Annotated in this window: 25 protein-coding genes; 13 read left to right on the top strand and 12 right to left on the bottom strand. The window is 66.4% G+C overall.

Annotated features, from left to right (window positions below; all coding sequences use genetic code 11):
• The first annotated feature begins 49 nt into the window (after window positions 1-49).
• The 5 genes from HDC29_RS02800 to phhA are packed head-to-tail and all read left to right on the top strand — an operon-like array spanning window position 50 to window position 3,683.
• Window positions 50-682 (top strand): Crp/Fnr family transcriptional regulator, encoded by a 633-nt coding sequence (locus HDC29_RS02800; protein ID WP_179494168.1) that lies wholly within the window; start codon window positions 50-52, stop codon window positions 680-682.
• Between the two features lie 19 nt (window positions 683-701).
• Window positions 702-1,466 carry a molybdate ABC transporter substrate-binding protein gene (gene modA, locus HDC29_RS02805; RefSeq protein WP_179494170.1) on the top strand — a complete coding sequence of 255 codons (765 nt, stop codon included), beginning with the start codon at window positions 702-704 and terminating at the stop codon, window positions 1,464-1,466.
• The gene (gene modB, locus HDC29_RS02810) at window positions 1,466-2,161 is read left to right on the top strand and encodes a molybdate ABC transporter permease subunit (protein ID WP_179494172.1); all 696 of its coding nucleotides are present in this window, start codon (window positions 1,466-1,468) and stop codon (window positions 2,159-2,161) included. The genes modA and modB overlap by 1 nt, the downstream gene beginning before the upstream one ends.
• Window positions 2,151-2,771: a molybdenum ABC transporter ATP-binding protein gene (locus HDC29_RS02815; protein WP_179494174.1), complete on the top strand. Its 621-nt coding sequence runs from the start codon at window positions 2,151-2,153 to the stop codon at window positions 2,769-2,771. The genes modB and HDC29_RS02815 overlap by 11 nt, the downstream gene beginning before the upstream one ends.
• Window positions 2,772-2,810: 39 nt before the next feature.
• Complete coding sequence (gene phhA, locus HDC29_RS02820) at window positions 2,811-3,683, top strand: phenylalanine 4-monooxygenase (RefSeq protein WP_179494176.1); 873 nt, start codon at window positions 2,811-2,813, stop codon at window positions 3,681-3,683.
• A gap of 3 nt (window positions 3,684-3,686) precedes the next feature.
• On the opposite strand, the gene HDC29_RS02825 is transcribed toward phhA, so the two are convergent.
• The 5 genes from HDC29_RS02825 to HDC29_RS02845 form a co-directional block, all read right to left on the bottom strand.
• Window positions 3,687-4,499 (bottom strand): hypothetical protein, encoded by an 813-nt coding sequence (locus HDC29_RS02825; protein WP_179494178.1) that lies wholly within the window; start codon window positions 4,497-4,499, stop codon window positions 3,687-3,689.
• Between the two features lie 60 nt (window positions 4,500-4,559).
• Entirely contained in the window at window positions 4,560-5,531 is a 972-nt protein-coding gene (locus HDC29_RS02830) for a 50S ribosomal protein L11 methyltransferase (RefSeq protein ID WP_179494180.1), read from the bottom strand.
• Between the two features lie 3 nt (window positions 5,532-5,534).
• Window positions 5,535-6,242, bottom strand: coding sequence for an SDR family NAD(P)-dependent oxidoreductase (locus tag HDC29_RS02835; protein WP_179494182.1), 708 nt, complete (start codon window positions 6,240-6,242; stop codon window positions 5,535-5,537).
• Window positions 6,243-6,327: 85 nt separating this feature from the next.
• The gene (locus HDC29_RS02840) at window positions 6,328-7,680 is read right to left on the bottom strand and encodes a methyl-accepting chemotaxis protein (RefSeq protein WP_179494184.1); all 1,353 of its coding nucleotides are present in this window, start codon (window positions 7,678-7,680) and stop codon (window positions 6,328-6,330) included.
• 103 nt (window positions 7,681-7,783) lie between these two features.
• On the bottom strand, window positions 7,784-8,251 hold the full coding sequence (locus tag HDC29_RS02845; RefSeq protein WP_179494186.1) for an Lrp/AsnC family transcriptional regulator: 468 nt from the start codon (window positions 8,249-8,251) through the stop codon (window positions 7,784-7,786).
• Between the two features lie 157 nt (window positions 8,252-8,408).
• On the opposite strand from HDC29_RS02845, the gene ald reads away from it, so the two are divergent.
• From ald to HDC29_RS02865, 4 genes are all read left to right on the top strand, one after another.
• Entirely contained in the window at window positions 8,409-9,524 is a 1,116-nt protein-coding gene (gene ald / locus HDC29_RS02850) for an alanine dehydrogenase (RefSeq protein ID WP_179494188.1), read from the top strand.
• A gap of 21 nt (window positions 9,525-9,545) precedes the next feature.
• Window positions 9,546-9,779 carry a hypothetical protein gene (locus tag HDC29_RS02855; protein WP_179494190.1) on the top strand — a complete coding sequence of 78 codons (234 nt, stop codon included), beginning with the start codon at window positions 9,546-9,548 and terminating at the stop codon, window positions 9,777-9,779.
• 389 nt (window positions 9,780-10,168) lie between these two features.
• Window positions 10,169-10,627: a hypothetical protein gene (locus HDC29_RS02860; protein ID WP_179494192.1), complete on the top strand. Its 459-nt coding sequence runs from the start codon at window positions 10,169-10,171 to the stop codon at window positions 10,625-10,627.
• A complete protein-coding gene (locus HDC29_RS02865; protein ID WP_179494194.1) occupies window positions 10,627-11,442 on the top strand; it encodes a ferredoxin--NADP reductase in 816 nt (271 codons plus the stop codon). Before HDC29_RS02860 ends, HDC29_RS02865 begins: the two co-directional genes overlap by 1 nt.
• 116 nt (window positions 11,443-11,558) lie before the next feature.
• On the opposite strand, the gene HDC29_RS02870 is transcribed toward HDC29_RS02865, so the two are convergent.
• The gene (locus HDC29_RS02870; RefSeq protein ID WP_373562792.1) at window positions 11,559-11,873 is read right to left on the bottom strand and encodes a M20/M25/M40 family metallo-hydrolase; all 315 of its coding nucleotides are present in this window, start codon (window positions 11,871-11,873) and stop codon (window positions 11,559-11,561) included.
• A gap of 73 nt (window positions 11,874-11,946) precedes the next feature.
• Between HDC29_RS02870 and HDC29_RS02875 the strand changes: the two genes are divergently transcribed.
• From HDC29_RS02875 to HDC29_RS02885, 3 genes are read left to right on the top strand one after another with little or no spacing between them, the layout of a single operon-like run.
• Window positions 11,947-12,573 carry a lysophospholipid acyltransferase family protein gene (locus HDC29_RS02875; RefSeq protein WP_218844348.1) on the top strand — a complete coding sequence of 209 codons (627 nt, stop codon included), beginning with the start codon at window positions 11,947-11,949 and terminating at the stop codon, window positions 12,571-12,573.
• Window positions 12,570-13,385 carry a DUF1295 domain-containing protein gene (locus HDC29_RS02880; RefSeq protein ID WP_179494198.1) on the top strand — a complete coding sequence of 272 codons (816 nt, stop codon included), beginning with the start codon at window positions 12,570-12,572 and terminating at the stop codon, window positions 13,383-13,385. Before HDC29_RS02875 ends, HDC29_RS02880 begins: the two co-directional genes overlap by 4 nt.
• Window positions 13,361-13,765: a ribose-phosphate pyrophosphokinase gene (locus HDC29_RS02885; protein ID WP_179494200.1), complete on the top strand. Its 405-nt coding sequence runs from the start codon at window positions 13,361-13,363 to the stop codon at window positions 13,763-13,765. The genes HDC29_RS02880 and HDC29_RS02885 overlap by 25 nt, the downstream gene beginning before the upstream one ends.
• 8 nt (window positions 13,766-13,773) lie before the next feature.
• Here HDC29_RS02885 and HDC29_RS02890 read toward each other — a convergent pair whose 3' ends face one another.
• Both HDC29_RS02890 and HDC29_RS02895 read right to left on the bottom strand, forming a co-directional pair.
• Window positions 13,774-14,844, bottom strand: a complete 1,071-nt coding sequence (locus HDC29_RS02890) for a S9 family peptidase (protein WP_179494202.1) — start codon at window positions 14,842-14,844, stop codon at window positions 13,774-13,776.
• Window positions 14,845-15,005: 161 nt separating this feature from the next.
• Complete coding sequence (locus HDC29_RS02895; RefSeq protein ID WP_179494204.1) at window positions 15,006-15,935, bottom strand: isopenicillin N synthase family oxygenase; 930 nt, start codon at window positions 15,933-15,935, stop codon at window positions 15,006-15,008.
• Between the two features lie 131 nt (window positions 15,936-16,066).
• Here HDC29_RS02895 and HDC29_RS02900 point away from each other — a divergent pair, with 131 nt between their 5' ends.
• The gene (locus tag HDC29_RS02900; protein WP_179494206.1) at window positions 16,067-16,492 is read left to right on the top strand and encodes an EVE domain-containing protein; all 426 of its coding nucleotides are present in this window, start codon (window positions 16,067-16,069) and stop codon (window positions 16,490-16,492) included.
• 5 nt (window positions 16,493-16,497) lie between these two features.
• Here HDC29_RS02900 and HDC29_RS02905 read toward each other — a convergent pair whose 3' ends face one another.
• The 4 genes from HDC29_RS02905 to HDC29_RS02920 all read right to left on the bottom strand — a co-directional run bounded on the left by HDC29_RS02905 (window position 16,498) and on the right by HDC29_RS02920 (window position 18,596).
• Entirely contained in the window at window positions 16,498-16,827 is a 330-nt protein-coding gene (locus HDC29_RS02905; protein ID WP_179494208.1) for a PilZ domain-containing protein, read from the bottom strand.
• Between the two features lie 87 nt (window positions 16,828-16,914).
• Window positions 16,915-17,505, bottom strand: coding sequence for an SOS response-associated peptidase family protein (locus HDC29_RS02910; RefSeq protein WP_179494210.1), 591 nt, complete (start codon window positions 17,503-17,505; stop codon window positions 16,915-16,917).
• Between the two features lie 13 nt (window positions 17,506-17,518).
• Complete coding sequence (gene arfB, locus HDC29_RS02915) at window positions 17,519-17,920, bottom strand: alternative ribosome rescue aminoacyl-tRNA hydrolase ArfB (RefSeq protein ID WP_179494212.1); 402 nt, start codon at window positions 17,918-17,920, stop codon at window positions 17,519-17,521.
• Window positions 17,913-18,596, bottom strand: a complete 684-nt coding sequence (locus HDC29_RS02920; RefSeq protein ID WP_179494214.1) for an RluA family pseudouridine synthase — start codon at window positions 18,594-18,596, stop codon at window positions 17,913-17,915. Before HDC29_RS02920 ends, arfB begins: the two co-directional genes overlap by 8 nt.

The raw sequence follows: 18,596 nt of genomic DNA on the forward strand, positions 1-18,596 counted from the left end.
CGCGCACCGTGCCGCAAAAGCGGTGGCAGAAATGCAAAGAAGTTATCAATTGGCGCTCGCAGAGCGCACGCGGCTCGCGGGCGGGGAGCGCGACCGCTTGCTCGCGGCGCGCGAGCCGCGCGGCTTCGCCGACGGCCAGTTCGTGCAGCATCAGGGCGATCCCGGCGATGCCTTCTGGGCGGTGATCGAGGGGCACGTCCTCGTTGGCCGTTATGCCGAGGACGGCGCCTTCACCGCCTTCGCGGTGCTCGGGCCCGGCGACATCTTCGGCGAGCTTGCCTTCTTCACCGGCATGGAGCGCCAGGTCGATGCGATCGCCAGCGGGCCTGCGCGGCTGATCGCGATCGATCGCCCGCTGCTCCGCGGGCTGATGCAGGAGGATGTCGGCTGGGCCGAGCTGCTGCTGCGCAGCCTGGGGCGGCAGCTCGCGGTGTCGCTCGACATCATCGATGCCGAGCGGCGGCTGCCGACCGCCGAACGATTGCGGCGTCTTCTCACCGCCATGGCCGCCGAGGCGCCCGACGGCCGCACCATTCGCGCGACGCAGCAGCAGCTCGCCGACCTGCTCGGCGTCTCGCGCGTGACGCTCGGCGCGGCGCTCCGCGCACTCGCCGCGCGCGGGGCGCTCATCTGCGGTTACGGCCGCATCGAGCTGCGCGCGCCGCTTTCGCAGGGTGGGTGAGGGCGCTATAGCTCCGCCGATGGCCCGCCTCCTCCGCCTGTTCCCACTGCTTTTCGCGCTACTTCTGGCGCCCGCCGCGATGGCACAAGCGCGCGGCCCGGTGGTGCTTGCGGCGGCCAGCCTGCAGGAATCGCTCACCGAAGCGGCCGACGCCTGGGCCGCGAAGGGTCACCCCAAACCCGTCCTCTCTTTCGCCGCCTCGTCGGCGCTCGCGCGGCAGGTGATTGCGGGCGCGCCCGCCGATCTTTTTCTTTCGGCCGATGAGCCATGGATGGATGCCGCGGCGAAAGCGGGGATGTTGCGTGCGGGCACGCGCGCGACCCTGCTCGGCAACCGGCTGGTGCTGATCGCCCCCGCCGCCAGCCGCGCGAGGCTCACGATCGCGCGCGGGTTCCCGCTCGCGAGGGCGCTCGGTTCGGGCCGCCTCGCGCTCGCCGATCCGGGCGCGGTGCCCGCGGGCAAATATGCGAAGGCCGCGCTCGCTCATCTCGGCGTTTGGAGCGGCGTCGCGGGCAGGGTCGCGCCCGCCGAAAATGTTCGCGCCGCGCTGGCGCTTGTCGAGCGCGGCGCCGCGCCTTTCGGTGTCGTCTACGCGACCGACGCGCGCGCGTCGACGGCGGTGCGCATCGTCGGGGTCTTCCCCGCGTCGAGCCATCCGCCGATCCGCTATCCGGTCGCGGTGCTCAAGGCATCGCGGCACAGGGATGCGGGGGCTTTCCGGGCCTTCCTCTTCTCGAAACGGGGCCGCGCGATTTTCGCCCGCCACGGCTTCTCGGCGTCCTGATGCTGTCTCCGGAGGAGTGGGGGATCGTCGCGCTGTCGCTGAAGGTCGGTGGCGTAGCGGTACTCGCGACGCTTCCGGTCGCCTTCGGCCTCGCATGGATTCTCGCGCGTTATCGCTTCCCTGGCCGCGTCGTCCTCGACGCGCTCGTCCACCTGCCGCTCGTCCTGCCGCCCGTCGTCACGGGCTGGCTGTTGCTCATCGCCTTCGGCCCGCTCGGCCCCGTCGGCCGCTGGCTCGAAAGCTGGTTCGGTGCGACCTTGATGTTCCGCTGGACTGGCGCCGCGCTCGCGGCGGCGATCATGGCGCTGCCGTTGATGGTGCGCGCGATGCGGCTGTCGATCGAGGGGATCGACCGGCGGCTGGAAGGCGCGGCGCGCACATTGGGCGCGACGCCGTGGCATTGTTTCTGGAGCGTCAGCCTGCCGCTCGCGCTTCCGGGTGTCCTCGCTGCGCTCGTGCTCGGTTTCGCGCGCTCGATCGGCGAGTTCGGCGCGACGATCACCTTCGTCTCGAACATCCCCGGCGAAACGCGCACGCTGCCACTCGCCATCTATTCGGCGCTGCAGGTTCCGGGGGGCGAGGCGATGGTGACGCGGCTCGCTCTCCTGTCGGTTGCGCTGTCGCTCGGCGCGCTCATCCTTTCCGAATGGCTCGTCCGCCGCACCCATGGCGAAAGGCAGCGTCGTGGCGATTGATATCGACGTCACCCGCCGCCTCGGCGACCGGGTCATCGCCGCGCGCTTCGCCGCCGGCCCGGGGCTGACCGCGCTTTTCGGCCCTTCGGGCGCGGGCAAGACGAGTATTCTCAACATGGTCGCGGGGCTGCTTCGCCCCGATCGGGGGCATATCCGCGTCGGCGACCGCACCCTGTTCGATAGCGCGACCGACCTGTCGCCCGAGGCGCGGCGCGTCGGCTATGTCTTTCAGGACGGCCGGTTGTTCCCGCATCGCCGCGTCCGTGCGAACCTGACTTATGGTCTCGATCTCGCTCCGCCGGCGAACCGCTGGATGAGCCTCGACGAAGCCACGCGATTTCTCGGCATCGATCATCTTCTCGATCGCTGGCCGCAAGGCCTGTCGGGCGGCGAGGCGCAGCGCGTCGCGATCGGCCGCGCGCTCCTGGCGGGTCCCGAAATCCTGTTGATGGACGAACCCTTGTCCTCGCTCGACGCCGCGCGGCGGGGCGATATCATGAAGGTGATCGAGCGGATTCGCGACGAGCTGGGGCTACCGATCCTGTATGTCAGTCACGACCGCGCCGAGGTCGATCGCCTTGCAACGCAGGTCGTGGAAATCGGCGAATAAAGTTTCACTTGAAACCATTTTGATGATAGAAGCTTGTCCATGGAAAGCCAGTTTACCCACGTCCATGACACGCCGCCGCCGGGCGCCGCCGCCGACTGGACGATTCCGCAAGATTGGGACGCCTTCACCGCCAACGAACATGCGATGTGGGACCGCCTCTTTGCGCGGCAGTCGGACATGCTGCCCGGCCGCGCGTCGGAGGCCTTCCTGCGCGGCATCGACGTGCTGCGCCTCGAAAAGCCGGGCATTCCCGATTATCGCGAGCTCAACGCGCGGCTGATGGCCGCGACCGGGTGGCAGGTCGTCGCGGTGCCGGGGCTCGTTCCCGACGATGTTTTCTTCGACCATCTCGCAAACCGGCGCTTTCCGGCGGGCAATTTCATCCGCACCCCCGAACAGCTCGACTATCTGCAGGAACCCGACGTCTTCCATGACGTGTTCGGCCATGTCCCGATGCTCGCCGACCCGGTGTTCGCGGACTATATGGTTGCCTACGGCGAAGGAGGCCTCAGAAGCCTGAAATTCGATGCGCTGAAACAGCTCGCGCGGCTTTATTGGTATACGGTCGAATTCGGCCTGATCCGCGAAGCCGGCGGGCTGCGCATCTATGGGGCTGGCATCGTCTCTTCCTTCGCCGAAAGTGTCTTCGCACTCGATTCGGACAGCCCGAACCGTATCGGTTTCGACCTCGCCCGCGTGATGCGCACCGACTACCGGATCGACGATTTCCAGCAGAATTATTTTGTGATCGAGAGCCTCGACCAGTTGCTCGACACGACGGTGAACACCGATTTCGCGCCGCTTTATGCGCAGAATGCCGCGCTGCCGCCGATCCCGATCGCCGATATCCTGCCCGACGACGCGGTGATCACGCACGGCACGCAGGACTATGCGCTCGCAAAGAGCGGCTGACCGTCATTCCTCGCCTTTGCGGACGGCTCCGACCAGTCGGCGCCGGTGCTGATAGGCTTCGCGGTCGGGTGGCAGGCTGTAGATTCCGCGCAACAGCGCCATATCTTTGCCCGACAGCGAGCGATGCTCCGGCTCGTCGCCGAACAGCCCCATGATCGAATCCTTGGGCGGCGGCGGATCGCTGTTGAGTTCGGCGAGCGCGACCATCGCGGTGTAGGACGCGACCGCATCGAGCAACGTGCCGTCGGCCTGCTCGGCATCGACGATGACCGTCGCGGATCGCAGCGCGCGCACCACCTGCGTGCTGACGATGCTGCTGTTATACTGCTTGAGTATACCGTCGGTCGTTGGCATCCCGTCGCGGCTTTCGTCGCGCGTGCCGTACCACCAGCGGATCGGCCCGTCGCCTTGCACGAGGCGCTCGCGTTCCGTCGATGATAGCGCGGCGGCCAGTCGCGGCGATTTGTCGAGAATCGCGCGGGTCAGCCCGTCGCCATTGTCGGTAAAGATCACCGCGATATTGGGGGTGCATGGGGTCGGCGCCACCGGTGCTCCCGCCGCGGTCGCCACCTCGCGAATCCTATCATCGACGATCCCGGCGATCTTGGCGGCGACGCCCAAGGTGCGCGGGCATACGGGTGCGATCCACCGCGCGACGGGTTCGAGCTGCGCGACGCCCGCGCGGCGCACGAATTCGGCGGCGCGCTTGCGCTCTTCCCGCTTCGCGTCGGGGATGCCGGTCACGATGATGGAATCGGGGTCCTCTCCAGCGGCGGGGGCAGCGGCGAGCAGGGCAAGGGTGATAAACAGGCTCATGGCCGATTCTCCCGATGATGGCGAAGGCTATCAAATCACCGAGAAAAATCTACCATTTAGCTACCAGCTGCCGAAGCTGGCGTCCGACGGATTGGCGCGGTGGAAGGCGCGCTCCTTGCGCCGCCAGCCGTAGCGGCGGCGCTTGACGAGCAGCAGGCACGGCCACTCGGCGCTGCCCCCGCGCGTGGCGAGACGAAAGCCCTGCGCGCGATAGGCGGCGAGCACCGGCTCCATCTGACGCGCGATCAGCCCCGCTAGGATCGCATGGCCGCCCGGCGCGGTGGCCGCAGCAATATCGGGGGCGAGGGTGATCAGTGGCCCCGCGAGAATATTGGCGACGACCAGGTCATAGGGCGAGCGGTGGCGGATTGCGGGGTGGTCGGTTCCCGGTGCGACCGCGAGCGCGAGCCGCCCGCCGCCGCGACCGAGGGGCACCCCGTTGATGCCCGCATTGTCGCGCGTCACGAAAATGCTCGCGGGGTCGATGTCCGAAGCGATCGCCTTCGCGCGCGGCCACAATGCCATCGCGGCAAAGGCAAGCAGTCCCGTCCCGGTGCCGATGTCGGCGATGTTTCGCGGGCTCGCGCCTTGCCGCGCGAGCCGGTCGAGCATGGCGAGGCAGCCCGCCGTCGTGTCGTGGCCGCCGGTTCCGAAGGCTTGGCTCGCATCGATAAGGAACGGCGTCGTGCCGGGCGGCACGCGATCGGCATAGCTGCTGGTGTGAACGAAAAAGCGCCCTGCCTGAACGGGTTCGAGCCCCTGCTGGCTCAGTGTCACCCAATCTTCCTCGGGCAATTCTTGGACGACGGGCTTGCGGCCCTGCGCGCTGGGCAGGAACGACTGGAGCAGCTTTACCAGATCTGCCCCGGGCTTGGCGTCCATATAGGCGTCGAGTTGCCACAGGCCCGCATTCTCGTCGATCTCGCGCGTCACGACAACGGGCGCTTCGGGCATCGCGTCGAGTTCGGGGATATCGCCCGACAACGCCTCCGCCTCGGCGCGGGTGCAGGGGAGCGAGATGACCCAGCTCATGGTCTAGCGCACATAGCTTGCGCCGTTGACGTCGAGAACCGCGCCGGTCATCGACGCCGGCGCATCGAGCGCGCACCAGCGCGCCATCTCGCCGACCTCGTCGGGCATCGCGACGCGCCCCAGCGGAATGTCGGCAAGCAATTTGTCGCCGCCGCGGCTCGCGAGATATTCGTCGGCCATTCCGGTCATCGTGAAGCCGGGACAGATCGCAAAGGCGAGGATGCCGTCCTTGGCATAGGCGCGCGCGATCGTCTTGGTCATCGCGACCATGCCCGATTTCGATGCCGCATAATGCCAGTGCGCGGGGCTGTCGCCGCGGTACGCCGCGCGGCTTGCGATGTTGACGATGCGGCCGCCCGTCTTTTCACCCGGGCTGCCGCGCTCGTGCCAGTGCAGCACTGCATGGCGGCACAATTGCGCGCTCGACGTCAGATTGACCTGCATCGTGCGGTTCCAGTTCGCGAGCCAGTCGGCGTTGGGGTCACCCAGCGGATTGGCTTCGAACACGCCGGCGTTGTTGACGAGCACGTCGATGCGACCGTCCAGCCGGTCGAGGCTCGCCTGCCACAGCCGGTCGGGGGTCGTGGGGTCGGCCAGGTCGCCGTCGGCGCTCGACAGCGCGACCACCTTCGTTGCGTCACCGGTGAGGGCGTCCGCGATCGCGGCGCCGATGCCGCGGCTCGCGCCGGTGATCAGGATATGCGTGTTCATGCCTCCGCCTTAGGCAGCGGGGCAGGGCTTGCCAAGCGGGAGCGAGCGGAGTGCCCTCTCCGCTATGACGCTGACGTAGGTGAATTTACGCCACGCGGCGGCTGAATTCGCTAGCGGCCTGCTCGAGTTGCTGGAGGCGGCCACCCATTTTGGCGAATTCCTGGCTCAGCACGCTGATTTCGCTCGCGACCATGCCCGAATCGTTGCGGATGCTTGCGATCGTCGACGACATCGAATCGGCGGCGAGCGCGGTTTCGTCGACCGCCGCGGTGATCGACGTGACCGTCTGCGCCTGCGCGTCCATCGCGTCGCGAATGCGCTGCGCCGAGTTTTGCACCTCGACGATCGTCTGCTGGATCGACTGGTTTGCGCTGACCGATCCCTTGGTCGCCTGCTGGATCGCGGTGATCTTGCCGGCGATGTCGTCCGTGGCGCGCGCGGTTTCATTGGCGAGGCTCTTCACCTCCTGCGCCACGACGGCAAAACCGCGACCCGATTCGCCCGCGCGCGCCGCCTCGATCGTGGCGTTGAGCGCGAGGAGGTTGGTCTGCCCGGCGATCTCGCGGATCAGGCCGAGGATCGATTCGATCGATTCGGCGTGATGCGACAGAGCTTCGGACATGGCGACGGCTTCGCCCGCCTGTTCCGACGCGCGCGTCGCGACGGTCGCCGAGGCTTCGACTTCGCTCCGCGCATCCTCGATCGCGCGGATCAGGCCCGCGGCGGTCGATGCGGCCTCGCGCATCGCCATCGCCGACTGTTCGGACGCCGCGGCGACCTCGCTCGTCTTGGCGATCATGCCCTTCGCGGCCTGGTCGGCAGAGGCGGCTTGTTTGGCAAGTTGTTCGCGCACCCCGTCGGTGTCCTGGACCAGCGAGGCGATCGAGCGGTCGAAATCGCCCGCGAGCGTCTGCCGCTCGCTCGAAAATACCGCGCGGTCGAGCTTCGCCGCGTAACGCTGCATGATGTCGAACTCGAGCAGCGCGAGCCGGTTGATCGCGCTCGTCAGCCGCGCCAGCCGCTCGGGATCACCGATGCAGGCTTCGACGACATATTCGATCGTGAGGCGGTGGCTTTCGGCGATGCACGACATGACCGAGGCGAGCGGCAGCTTCACCCGCCGCGCCATATGCGTGTTCTGGCAGGCGATCGTCGCGACCTCCTGGCCGGCGGCGTCGGCATATTTGACCGTCGTGTGACGCGCGCTGCCGCGGACATAGCTGTCGTAAAGCTCGCCCTCGACCTTGCGGTCCGGGTCGGGAAGCTGGTTGAACGCGTCCCAATAGGCGCGCGCGACCGCTTCTTCGCGGCCGGCGATGATCGTGTGGATTTCGGTTCCGCAGGCGGCCAGACGGCCGTCGAGATCGTAATAGGGAAAACGCTCCGACATCAAAATCGGATCGATCTGCTGCTTATGAATCGGATTTTCCTTCACCATGATCCTGCTTCCCTGATCACCCCAAAGACGCGCGGGTCTGTCGCCCGCATTCATCCTGCGAAACTGGTGAACGGGATATGCGGCATCAGTGGTAAATGCGCCGTTAACCCGCGGGAGGAACCGGATAGCCCTCGAACGCCTTGATCGTGCGCAGCGCAAAGGCGCTATGCATCGCCGCGACGCCGGGCAGGCGCGAGAGGCAATGGCGGTGCAATCGGTCGAAATCGGCGACATTGCGCGCGGCCACGCGCAAGCGATAGTCGGAAGCTCCCGAAAGAAGCTGACATTCGAGGATTTCGTCGAAACTTTTGACCGCGCTCTCGAAGGCGGTCAGCGCGTCTTCGCTCTGCGAGGTCAGGCTGATGTCGACGAAGACGTCGAGCCCCAGCCCAATGCGTTCGGGATCGAGCCTTGCCGAATAGCCCGTAATGATCCCCGCCGCCTCCAGCGCGCGGATGCGGCGATGGCACGCCGAGGCCGACAGCCCGACGATGTCGCCCAGTTCGGCCGCCGGACGCGGCCCGGTGCGTTGCAGCAAGTCGAGCAGCTTTGCATCGATCCGGTCGATCATTGTGCGTCCTTTGCTCATTATGCGCAAAATCTGTGCGTGATACTCGCGAATCCGCGATTCATATGCAAGCACCTCGCGGCGCGTTTCTGCTAAAAGCGCCGAAAGTTTTCGGCGGCCGCTGTCGGTCGCCGAGGACGTTCATATTCGGAGAGCGACCATGATCATCGGCACCCCCAGGGAAATCAAGAACCACGAATATCGTGTCGGGCTGACCCCCGAGAGCGCGCGCGAACTCGTCGTCCACGGCCACCGCGTGCTCGTCGAGACCGGCGCGGGCGAAGGCATCGGTGCACATGACCGCTTTTACGAACAGGCGGGCGCCGAGATCGTCGCGACCGCCGAAGAGATTTTCGCGCAGTGCGAGATGGTCGTGAAGGTCAAGGAACCCCAGCCGGTCGAGCGCGCGATGCTGCGCCCCGGTCAGATCCTCTATACCTATCTCCACCTCGCGCCCGATCCCGACCAGACGCGCGACCTGATGAAATCGGGCGCCGTGTGCATCGCCTATGAAACCGTCACGAGCCCGCATGGCGGCCTGCCGCTGCTGAAGCCGATGAGCCAGGTCGCGGGGCGCATGTCGATCCAGGCCGGCGCGACCGCGCTCGAAAAGGCGCATGGCGGCCGCGGCGTGCTGCTCGGCGGCGTCCCCGGCGTCGCGCCGGGCAAGATCTGCGTGATCGGCGGCGGCGTCGTCGGCTTCAACGCGGCGCAGATGGCAGCTGGCCTCGGCGCCGATGTCACCATCCTCGACCGCGATCCCGAAGTGCTCGAGCGTGTCGGCACCTTCTTCGAGGCGCGTGCGAAGACGCGGTTCTCGAACCGTGCGAACCTCGCCGAATGCGTCGCCGAGGCCGACCTCGTCATCGGCGCGGTGCTGATCCCCGGCGCCGAGGCGCCGAAGCTCGTCACGCGCGAGATGCTCGGCACGATGCGTCCGGGCTCGGTGCTCGTCGACGTCGCGATCGACCAGGGCGGCTGCTTCGAGACGAGCCACGCGACGACCCACGCCGACCCGACCTATGTCGTCGACGGCATCGTCCATTATGCCGTCGCTAATATGCCCGGCGCGGTCGCGCGCACCAGCACCTATGCGCTGAACAACGTCACCCTGCCGCACGCGCTGCGCATCGCCGACCTCGGCTGGAAGGAAGCTTTGAAACGCGACGTGCATCTTGCGCAGGGTTTGAACGTTTGGAACGGTAAGGTGACGTTCGAGGCCGTAGCCGAAGCGATCGGAACCGATTATGTGCCTGTCGAACAGGCACTCGCCTGACAATAAGGAACGACAGAGACGATGACCGACCAACTGCCGCCTCCCCCGCCCGAAGAGGAAGAAAATGAAGTGCTGCGCGCCGCGCGCGAGCGGCGACAGCAAAAGGAAGCGGCCGATGCCTCCGAGGCGGCCGACAAGGAAGCGGCAAAGGGTAAGCGCGCCGGCTGGAAAACCGCCGCCGCGGCGGGCCTCGGCATCGGGTCGGCGGCGGTGATCGCCGCGCTGCTCTATGCGAACCGCGACAAGATCAGGTAGCGCCAGCTAACGGCCGCGTTGGGGCGGTTGGGCAGGTGCATTATTTCGGCCTGAGTGGCGGCTTTGGGGTGGGTTGCTGCCATTCCCCACAGTCGTCATTCCCGCGAAAGCGGGAACCCAGAGCGTGCGTCGGCTGATCCCGCACTCGGTTCCCGCTTTCGCGGGAATGACGAGTTAATGAGACACCAAGCGCCGCTTTTCGGTCGTTCTCAATCTGTCGTAACCGTTCCCTATTCCGCTAAAGTGAACGGCTCGGGAGATTGTTTTCCTCTACCGCAGACGAGTCATTCGGCCTTTCTCCATCCCGCTCGAATTTCTGAATTGCAAATGACTCGCAATAACATATAAACCCGCCGACGTTGCGCCGACGCGCGTTGGAAAGGGAATCGATGTACGCCTTTGTCGACCGGCCGGTGGAAAGCCTCTGCAACAGCGGGCGTTTTCTGCTCTGGGCGATGCGGGGATGGGTTGCGGCGGCCGCGCGCGGGCGGTGCCCGCCGCAGACGCTGCACCGGGGCTTCACTTCGGTGAACGCGGCGGGCGCGTTGCCCGATTTTCACGTCGCGATGGCGTTGATCGGCGGCGATGCCGTCGAAACGCTCGTCCTGGCGCCGATGCCGTGCCTCCAGATTTCAGAGGATGAAGCAATTCTGCTTGGACTCTGGCGCGATATTTCGCTTGGGGGCGTGACAAATGCCCGCGCGACGCTGGCCTTGCTGGCCGAGGGAGACAGCGTCGGTCCGATCGCAAAGGCGATGGGCGCCGCGGTCGACAGGTTGGTCGCGGCGGGTTTCGATATGCCGGCCCTCGCGGCCGGCGCCATGACACATCAGGAAAGTCCAAAGTGATGAGTGACCGTATTGCCGAAGCTGCCAAGCTGGCCCCCTCCGCCTCGCTGACCGTCGAGGAAGTGCGTTCGGTGCGCCACTGGAACGAGCATCTGTTCAGCTTCACGATCACCCGCCCGCCTAGCTTCCGCTTCCGTTCGGGTGAGTTCGTGGTGATTGGCCTGCCCGGCGAAGGCCGCCCGCTGTTGCGCGCTTATTCGATCGCCAGCCCTGCTTATGCCGACGAGCTTGAGTTCCTCTCGATCAAGGTGCCCGACGGCCCGTTGACCTCGCGGCTGCAGAAGATCCAGCCGGGCGATCCCGTCTATCTCGGGCGCAAGCCGACGGGGACGCTTGTCGCCGACGCGCTGCTGCCCGGACAGCGGCTGTTCCTGCTGTCGACCGGCACCGGCCTCGCCCCCTTCCTCAGCCTCGCGCGCGATCCCGACATCTACGAACGGTTCAGCCAGATCCAGCTCGTCCATTGCGTGCGGCAGATCAGCGACCTCGCGTTCCGCGACGAACTCGAAAGCCAGCTCGCGGGCGATCCGCTGGTGCAGGACCAGGCGTTGCTGCAATTCCATTACCTCCCGACGGTGACGCGCGAACCCTTCCGCACCACGGGACGCATCGACGCGCTGATCGAGGACGGGTCGCTCTTCGGCCATCCGCTGACCGGCCCCACGCATTTCGACCCGGCGACCGACCGCATCATGATGTGCGGCAGCATGGCGATGATCCGCGACCTCGAAGCGCGCTTCGAGGCGCTTGGCTTCAAGGAAGGATCGAACGCCGCGCCCGGCGACTTCGTGATCGAGCGCGCGTTCGTGGGTTAGCGTCCCTCAATCGTCATTGCGAGAAGCCGAAGGCGATGCGGCAATCCAGGGGCGGTATAAGCTCGCTCTGGATTGCTTCGCCGCGCTCGCAACGACGAATGATACCGAAGGCTGGATCAAGGTTTATCCGCATAGGCCTTCACCAGGTCGAACATATAGTCGCGCCCGACATAGACCGAGCGCACTTCCATGCGTTCGTCGAGGCCGTGCGCGCCGTTGCCGTCGGGGTCTCCCCACATACCGGGAATGCCATAGGTCGGGATGCCGACCGCGCCGAGGAAGGTCGCGTCGGTATAGCCATTGGCCATCGACGGGATCACCTTCAGCCCCGGCCAATATGTGTCGACGAGCGTCTGCATCGGGCCGATGATCTTGGGGTCGAGCGGCGGCGCGGGCGGCGCGGGGCGCTTGGGCGGGGCACAGCATCGAATCGATCAAGGACGAGCCCTTGCGCGGCGAAGGGCTTTCGCGCAATCGGGGGATGAGTGGAGAGGAGCCGTGACCATGTTTGACGACGAGCCGCCGGGGCCGGTGGCGCGGGCGGTGCGCCGCCTTTTGCTCCTCTTATACCGGATGCGCGGCTGGAAGGCCGAGGGCGCCGTGCCCGAACCGCGGCGCTTCGTCCTGATCGCCGCGCCGCACACGAGCAACTGGGATTTCGTCAATTTCCTCGGGCTTGCCGCCGACCTCGGCATCCGTCCGCATTTCATGGGCAAATTGTCGCTGTTCCGCTGGCCGATCGGCGGCTTCATGAAACAGATGGGCGGCATCCCGGTCGATCGTCGCGGCGGCACCAATGTCGTACAGCAGATGGCGGGCGAATTCGCACGCCGCGCAGAGTTCATCCTGACCGTCGCGCCCGAAGGAACGCGCGGCAAGACGAAGAAATGGCGCACCGGTTTCTACCAGATCGCGCTCGCGGCCAAAGTCCCGCTTGTCGTCGGGGTGATGGATTATGGCAAGAAAAGCGGCGGTCTCGGTCCGCTGATCTGGCCGACAGGAGACTTCCGCGCCGACATGCTGAAGGTGCTGGAAACCTATAAAAATTGCATTCCGAAATTCCCCGAGCGTGCAGTGCGCTCGATCGATGATATAGTCGGCGCCGATGAGGAACCGGACACGCGCGCATGACTGATGCAATCTTGCTTCTGGCGATCAATTTTGCCGGGCTGCTCGCGGTGATCCTGTTCCTGTGGGGCGTCGCGGTGACGATCCGCGACGTGTCGTTCATCGACGCTTTCTGGGCCTTCGGCATGGTGCTGCTCGCATGGGGGACAGCATGGCAGACGGGGGTCGGGGCGCCCCATGCCAAATTGCTCCTTGGCCTCACGACGCTGTGGGGACTGCGGCTTGCGATCCACCTGGCGATCCGCTGGGCGCGCGACGGCGAGGACCTGCGCTACAGGAAAATTCTCGCGCACAGGATGGAGAAGCACAAGTGGAGCTGGGCGAAAGCCGCGCTGCTTACCGTCTTCCTGACGCAGGCGCCATTGCTGTTCCTCACCTGCCTGCCCGCGCAGATCGGCATCTGGGCGGGCGCGAACGCCCCGCAAGACATCGGCGTCTTCGGATGGCTGGGCGCCGCGGCGGCGCTGGCCGGCATCGCGTTCGAAAGCATCGGCGACGCGCAGCTCGACGTGTTCCGCAAGAATCCGGCGAACAAGGGCAGGGTGCTCGACACCGGCCTGTGGCGCTACACACGCCATCCGAATTATTTCGGCGACGCACTGACCTGGTGGGGCATCTGGCTCGTCGTGCTCGACCTCGGTTGGGGCCCCGCGCTCGCGAGCGTGATCGGGCCGGTCTTCCTGACCTTCACCCTCACGCGGTGGTCGGGCAAGGCGCTGCTCGAAAAGGGGCTGCACAAGACGCGGCCGGACTATGCCGCTTATGTCAAACGCACCTCGGGCTTCATTCCATGGCCGCCAAAGACCAAGGCCTAGGCGGCGACGAACGCCCGGCCGACGCGTCGGCGCTCGGCGACGCAGTGCGGATCCGTACGATCCTGATCGATGCGGCGCGCGCGGCGCGCAGCGTCAGCTATTCCGAACTGCTCGGCGACCTCGGCTTCCGTTTCACCCGGCCCAAGATGCGCGCGGTGTGCAGGACGCTCGAGGAGGTAGACCGGCTTTCCGCACTCGAGGGCGAACCCGACCTTGCGGTGCTGGTCGTACGCGAGTCCGACCGCCTGCCGGGGCAAGGCTGGTGGGTCGGCGGCACCGCGCTGCTCCTCGGCTATGACGGGCCGTGGGAGGGCGCCGCGGCGGCGCGCTTCATTCGCGAGCAGCAGCAGGCGGTGTTCGATTATTGGGCGGAGCGATAGGGAGCCCTTCAGTCCCCGGCGAAACCGTGCGCCGCCAGCCAGCTCGCCAGCAGCGCGAAATATTCGGGCGAATCGGGCCGCTCGGTGCCGTCGTGCTTGGGATCGAGCGACGTCTCGAGGTCCGCCGACATCTGCATCGCGTGATCGGCGCCCGCGATCACATGGGCATCCATATTGGGCATCTGCGGTGCGATGGCTTTCAGGCGCCTAGCCGAATCGGCGACCGGCACGACCGCATCGTCGGCGCCATAGAGGATGAGCGTCGGCACCGTGACTGCCTTCAGATTGACCAGCGGATCATTTTCGATCTCCTTGCGCCAGCCCGATACTTCGCGGTCGCGGAAGGTTTCGCCCATGTATAGATATTTGAACCACGGCTTGGTCTTGATCGCGTCGAGCTTCGCCTGCGCCTCGGCGCGGCTTACCGTGCCGCGCATATAATCGTCGACCGCCTTGCGCGCCGCGACCATCTGGTCGATGTCGGCCTGTGAATAGCCATTGGCCTTCAAATGGTTCGTCGAGGAAAAGATCATCTGGACGTCGGCGGTGACGACCGGCGCCGACACCGCGACGACAAACGCGATGTCGGGGCTCCGCGACGCGGCGAGCGGCGAAATCCAGCCGCCCTGGCTCAGCCCCCAGGTGCCGATGCGCCGCGGATCAATGCGCGGGTCGGTTTTCAGATGCTTGACGGCGGCGATCGCGTCGTCGGCGAGGATCGTGAAATTGCCCCCGGCATCCTGCGTACCCGACTGCCCCGATCCGCGCCGGTCGTATGTGAAGACGGCGATGCCCAGCGCCGGCAAAATGGTCTTGAGATGATCGTAGAGCGACGCGGCGCGCAGCGGCGACGAGGCGCTGTGCGTCACGACGACCGCTGCGACCGGCTGGCCGCTGCGCGGCATATGGAGCGTACCGGAAAGCTCGACGTCCCCGTTTGCGAACTTGCGGTCCTCCACCACAACCTCGGTCGTCGCGGGCGCGCTCCACGGAAGGGGGGGCGCCTTCTCCGCCGCTGCAGCCGGATGCAGCGAACCGAAGGCTGCCATGAATGCGAAACAGATGGTTGCGGGTCGCATAGGTTCTCCAGGAACAGTCCACCGGTCGGACGCCGGCGGGAAAAGGCGGAATCAATCGGCCTTCTGGCATTGGCGCCAGTGAAGGACAATCGGTCGTCGGCGAACGTTCGATTGCCGCTGGCGAATGCCGATTCGTCCCGAACCCCTGCTACGCGACGCTGCTATTTCTTGAGCCCGATCTCGCGCAGCCGCTCCTGCAGATAGTCATCGGCGGTGATCGGGGTTGGATAGAGGTTCGGGTGCGCGGCGTCGATGCAGCTTGCGAGCGTTTCGATTGGATAATCCGAGCGGAAATGCAGGAAAAACGGCATCGAATAGCGCGCGACGCTCGCGCGGCCCGCGTCGGGGTTGCGGACGCGGTGCGTCGTCGAGGGCAGGCGGTTGTTGGTGAGCCGCTGCAGCATGTCGCCGACATTGACCGCCATCGCGCCCGGCGGCGGCGAGACGGGAAGCCAGCTGCCGTCCTTGTCGAGGATTTCAAGGCCGGCTTCCTCGGCGCCGAGCAGCAGGGTGATCGTGTTGATATCCTCATGCGCCTCGGCGCGGATGCCCTTTGCGGGGGCTTCGACCGGCGGATAGTGGAGCAGGCGCATCACGCTGTTGCCGTCCTTCACCGTGTCGTCGAAGAAATCGGAGGCGAGGCCGAGGTAGCGCGCGATTCCCGACAGCAGGCGTCCGCCGACGCGGTCGAACTCGGCGAAGAGCTTGTCATAGGCGGCGCGGAAGCCTTCGACTTCCTTGGGCCAGACATTGTTCGGCTGCTGCGCGGCGAGGGGGTGGCCTTCGGGCAGGTCGCGGCCGACGTGCCAGAATTCCTTGAGGTCGACCTCTTTCGCGCCCTTGGCGATTTCGGTGCCGAAAGGCGTATAGCCGCGCGCGCCGCCGCCGCCTGCGATATGATAGGCGCGCTTCACCTCTTCGGGCAGCGCGAAAAATTCCTTCGCCTTCGTCCAGGCTTCGTCGATCAGGTCGGGATCGATGCCGTGATCGGTGATCATCGCAAAGCCGAAGCGTTCGAACGAGGCGCCGAAATCCTTTGCGAACTGGTCGGCGGGAAGCGACATGGAAATGACAGGAACGGCAGCGGTCATGCGAGGTAAGTCCATTCGATAAGCGGCGCCGCCATGGGCGCGTGATGAGTCGCGATTTAGGCGCTGCGCCGCGAGGGTTAAAGGGAAAAAGGCGGTTCCGCCCCGCGCGCGGTTCGGCTAAGCCCGCCGCCATGGCAAAGCAATATTGGTTGATGAAATCCGAACCCGACGCCTATGCGTGGGAGCAACTCGTCAAGGACGGCACCGGCATCTGGGATGGGGTGCGCAACCACACCGCCAAGCTCAACATGATGGCGATGAAGAAGGGTGACGAGGCGCTCTTCTATCACAGCAATATCGGCAAGGAATGCGTCGGGATCATGGAGATCGTCGAGGAGTCGTTCCCCGACCCGACCGCCGACGAGGGCTCGCCCTGGGTCGTGGTGCGCGTCGCGCCGGTGCGCGCGCTCGCCCATCCGGTCACGCTCGCGGCGATCAAGGCCGATCCCAAGCTTGCCGACATGGACCTGATCCGCCAGTCGCGGCTCTCGGTCGGGCGCGTCACGCCGGCCGAGTGGAAGCATATCCTGAAAAATTCGGAGACGCCCGAGGGCTGACCCCGCTACTCGCCGCGTAGCTTCGCCTGCAGATGCTGTGCGACCGACACATGGAGCGGGTGGACGAACTCGCATCCGTAATTATTGCCGTCGGCGCGGCGGACGATCGCTTCCAGGGGATTGAGCCCGGGCAAGTTCACCCAGATATGCTTGCCGATCTGCGGCCGGAACGAGGTCACCATGCGAAAGCCGGTCGACGAGAGGTCGAACAATTCGACGTCGAAGGGGTTGAGCCCCGGTTCGCGAAAACGCGCGCGTGCGGTCACAGGCGCGCGCTCGGCGCCGCGTGCTGCCTTGGGCGCCTTCTTGGTTTCGATGGTGTGATTTCCCAACACGGATACGGTCCCTGATTTCATTCCTGGTCGGGATGATTTTAGGGCGTCACTGGTTAGCGCAACGTGAAGCGATATGGTGAAGTTCGCCTATACCGGAGGCGCGTCGCCGACGGCCATCAGCTGGCTGGGAAACGGGACCGCGAGCGCCACCGCGGCGCGCCACTCGCCGCTAAGCCAGGTCGCGTGATCCTCGCGATGCAGGATCACCGGCATCCCCTTCGGCTGGTGATGCGCGACCAGCCGGTTCGCCTCGGTCGCGAGCATAGCAAAGCACGGCCAGTCCTCGCCCTGCCGCATGACGCCGGCAAAGGCGAAGACCGGCTGCGACGGAACGGAGAACCAGTGCTGTCGCCGCGCGCCCTCGCTTCCCGACCAATAGGCAAAGGCGGTCGCGGGGATCAGGCAGCGCAGTTCGGCATGGCGCAGCGTGCCGATCCAGAAGGGGCTGGTCAGGTTGCGGACGTGGGTGACGGGCTGCGTGCCCTGCGGCGGGGGCGGCACGCCCCACAGTTTCGGGCGCAGCCAGCGCCGCGATCCGCCGCGCCCGTCGCTGACGATCACCGGCGCGGGACGCGCGGGCGCGACATAATCGCCCGTCCACGGGTCATTGCCTGCCTCGGCGCCGAGGGCCGCGGCGATCGCGTCGGCGGGCGCGTCGAGGCGATAGAGGTTGGTCATCGCAAGGCGCGCCCTAGTCGGTGCTGCGCACCCGCCCGCGCCCGGCCTTGATGCTGCTGCGCGCCTTCTTGCTGTCGATGCGCCGGGCTTTCGCCGCCTTGCTCGGCCTGGTCTTGATGCGCTTTTCGGGGCGGACGAGCGCGGCATCGACCAGCTCGTTCAGCCGCGCGCGCGCGTCGGCGCGGTTCGCTTCCTGGGTGCGGAAACTGCGCGCGAGAATGACGAGTTCGCCCGCCGAGGTCATCCTGCTTCCCGCGAGCGCCTTGAGCCGGCGATAGGCGTCGGGCGCAAGCCCCAGCGCGAAGACATCGACGCGCAGCTGGCACGCGGTCGCGACCTTGTTGACATTCTGGCCGCCCGGTCCCGACCCCGCGAGAAACTTCTCGCTGATCGCGCTTTCCGGAATCTCAGCCACGCGTCGGCTCCGCTCCCTCCGGCGCCGCGAAGCCCAAGGCGATGAAGCTCTCGGGGAAGGGTGCCTCGGCAATTATCGACGGCTTGACGTCACGTTTTACCACCAGCCGTTCGGCGTGAAGCAAGGTGCGCGTTTTGGTGCCGCCGCGCCCGTAGACGGGATCGCCGACGAGCGGAAAGCCGAGCCCCTCGAGCGCGTGGACACGCAGCTGGTGGGTGCGGCCCGTTTCGGGGCGGAAGCGGAGCAGGCTGCGCTCGCCGACGACGGCGAGCTTTTCCCAATGCGACACCGACGGCTTGCCTTTCGGGTCGCCGACCATGCGCCAGCCCTCCTCGACGGTCGACACCTTGGCGAGCGCGATGTCGATCGTGCCGCTGTCGCCCTCGGGCACCCCATCGACGATCGCGAGATATTGCTTCTCGACCTCGCGGCTTTCGAAGGCGCGGGTGAAGCGGCCGTGCGCCTTTGGGTTGCGCGCGAGGAGCAGGCAGCCCGAGGTGTCGCGGTCGAGCCGGTGGACCGGAAGCGGCCAGCGCTTGAAGCCGAAGCGCAGCAGGTCGAGATGATTTTCGAGGCTGAGGCTGCCGTCGCGCGGCGCGTCGACGGGAAGGCCCGCGGGCTTGTCGATGACGAGGGCCTCGCCGTCGAGGAAAAGGACACGATCTGAAAGGAGCAT

The organism is Sphingopyxis sp. JAI108 (assembly GCF_013410105.1).
Classification (GTDB): Bacteria; Pseudomonadota; Alphaproteobacteria; order Sphingomonadales; family Sphingomonadaceae; genus Sphingopyxis; species Sphingopyxis chilensis.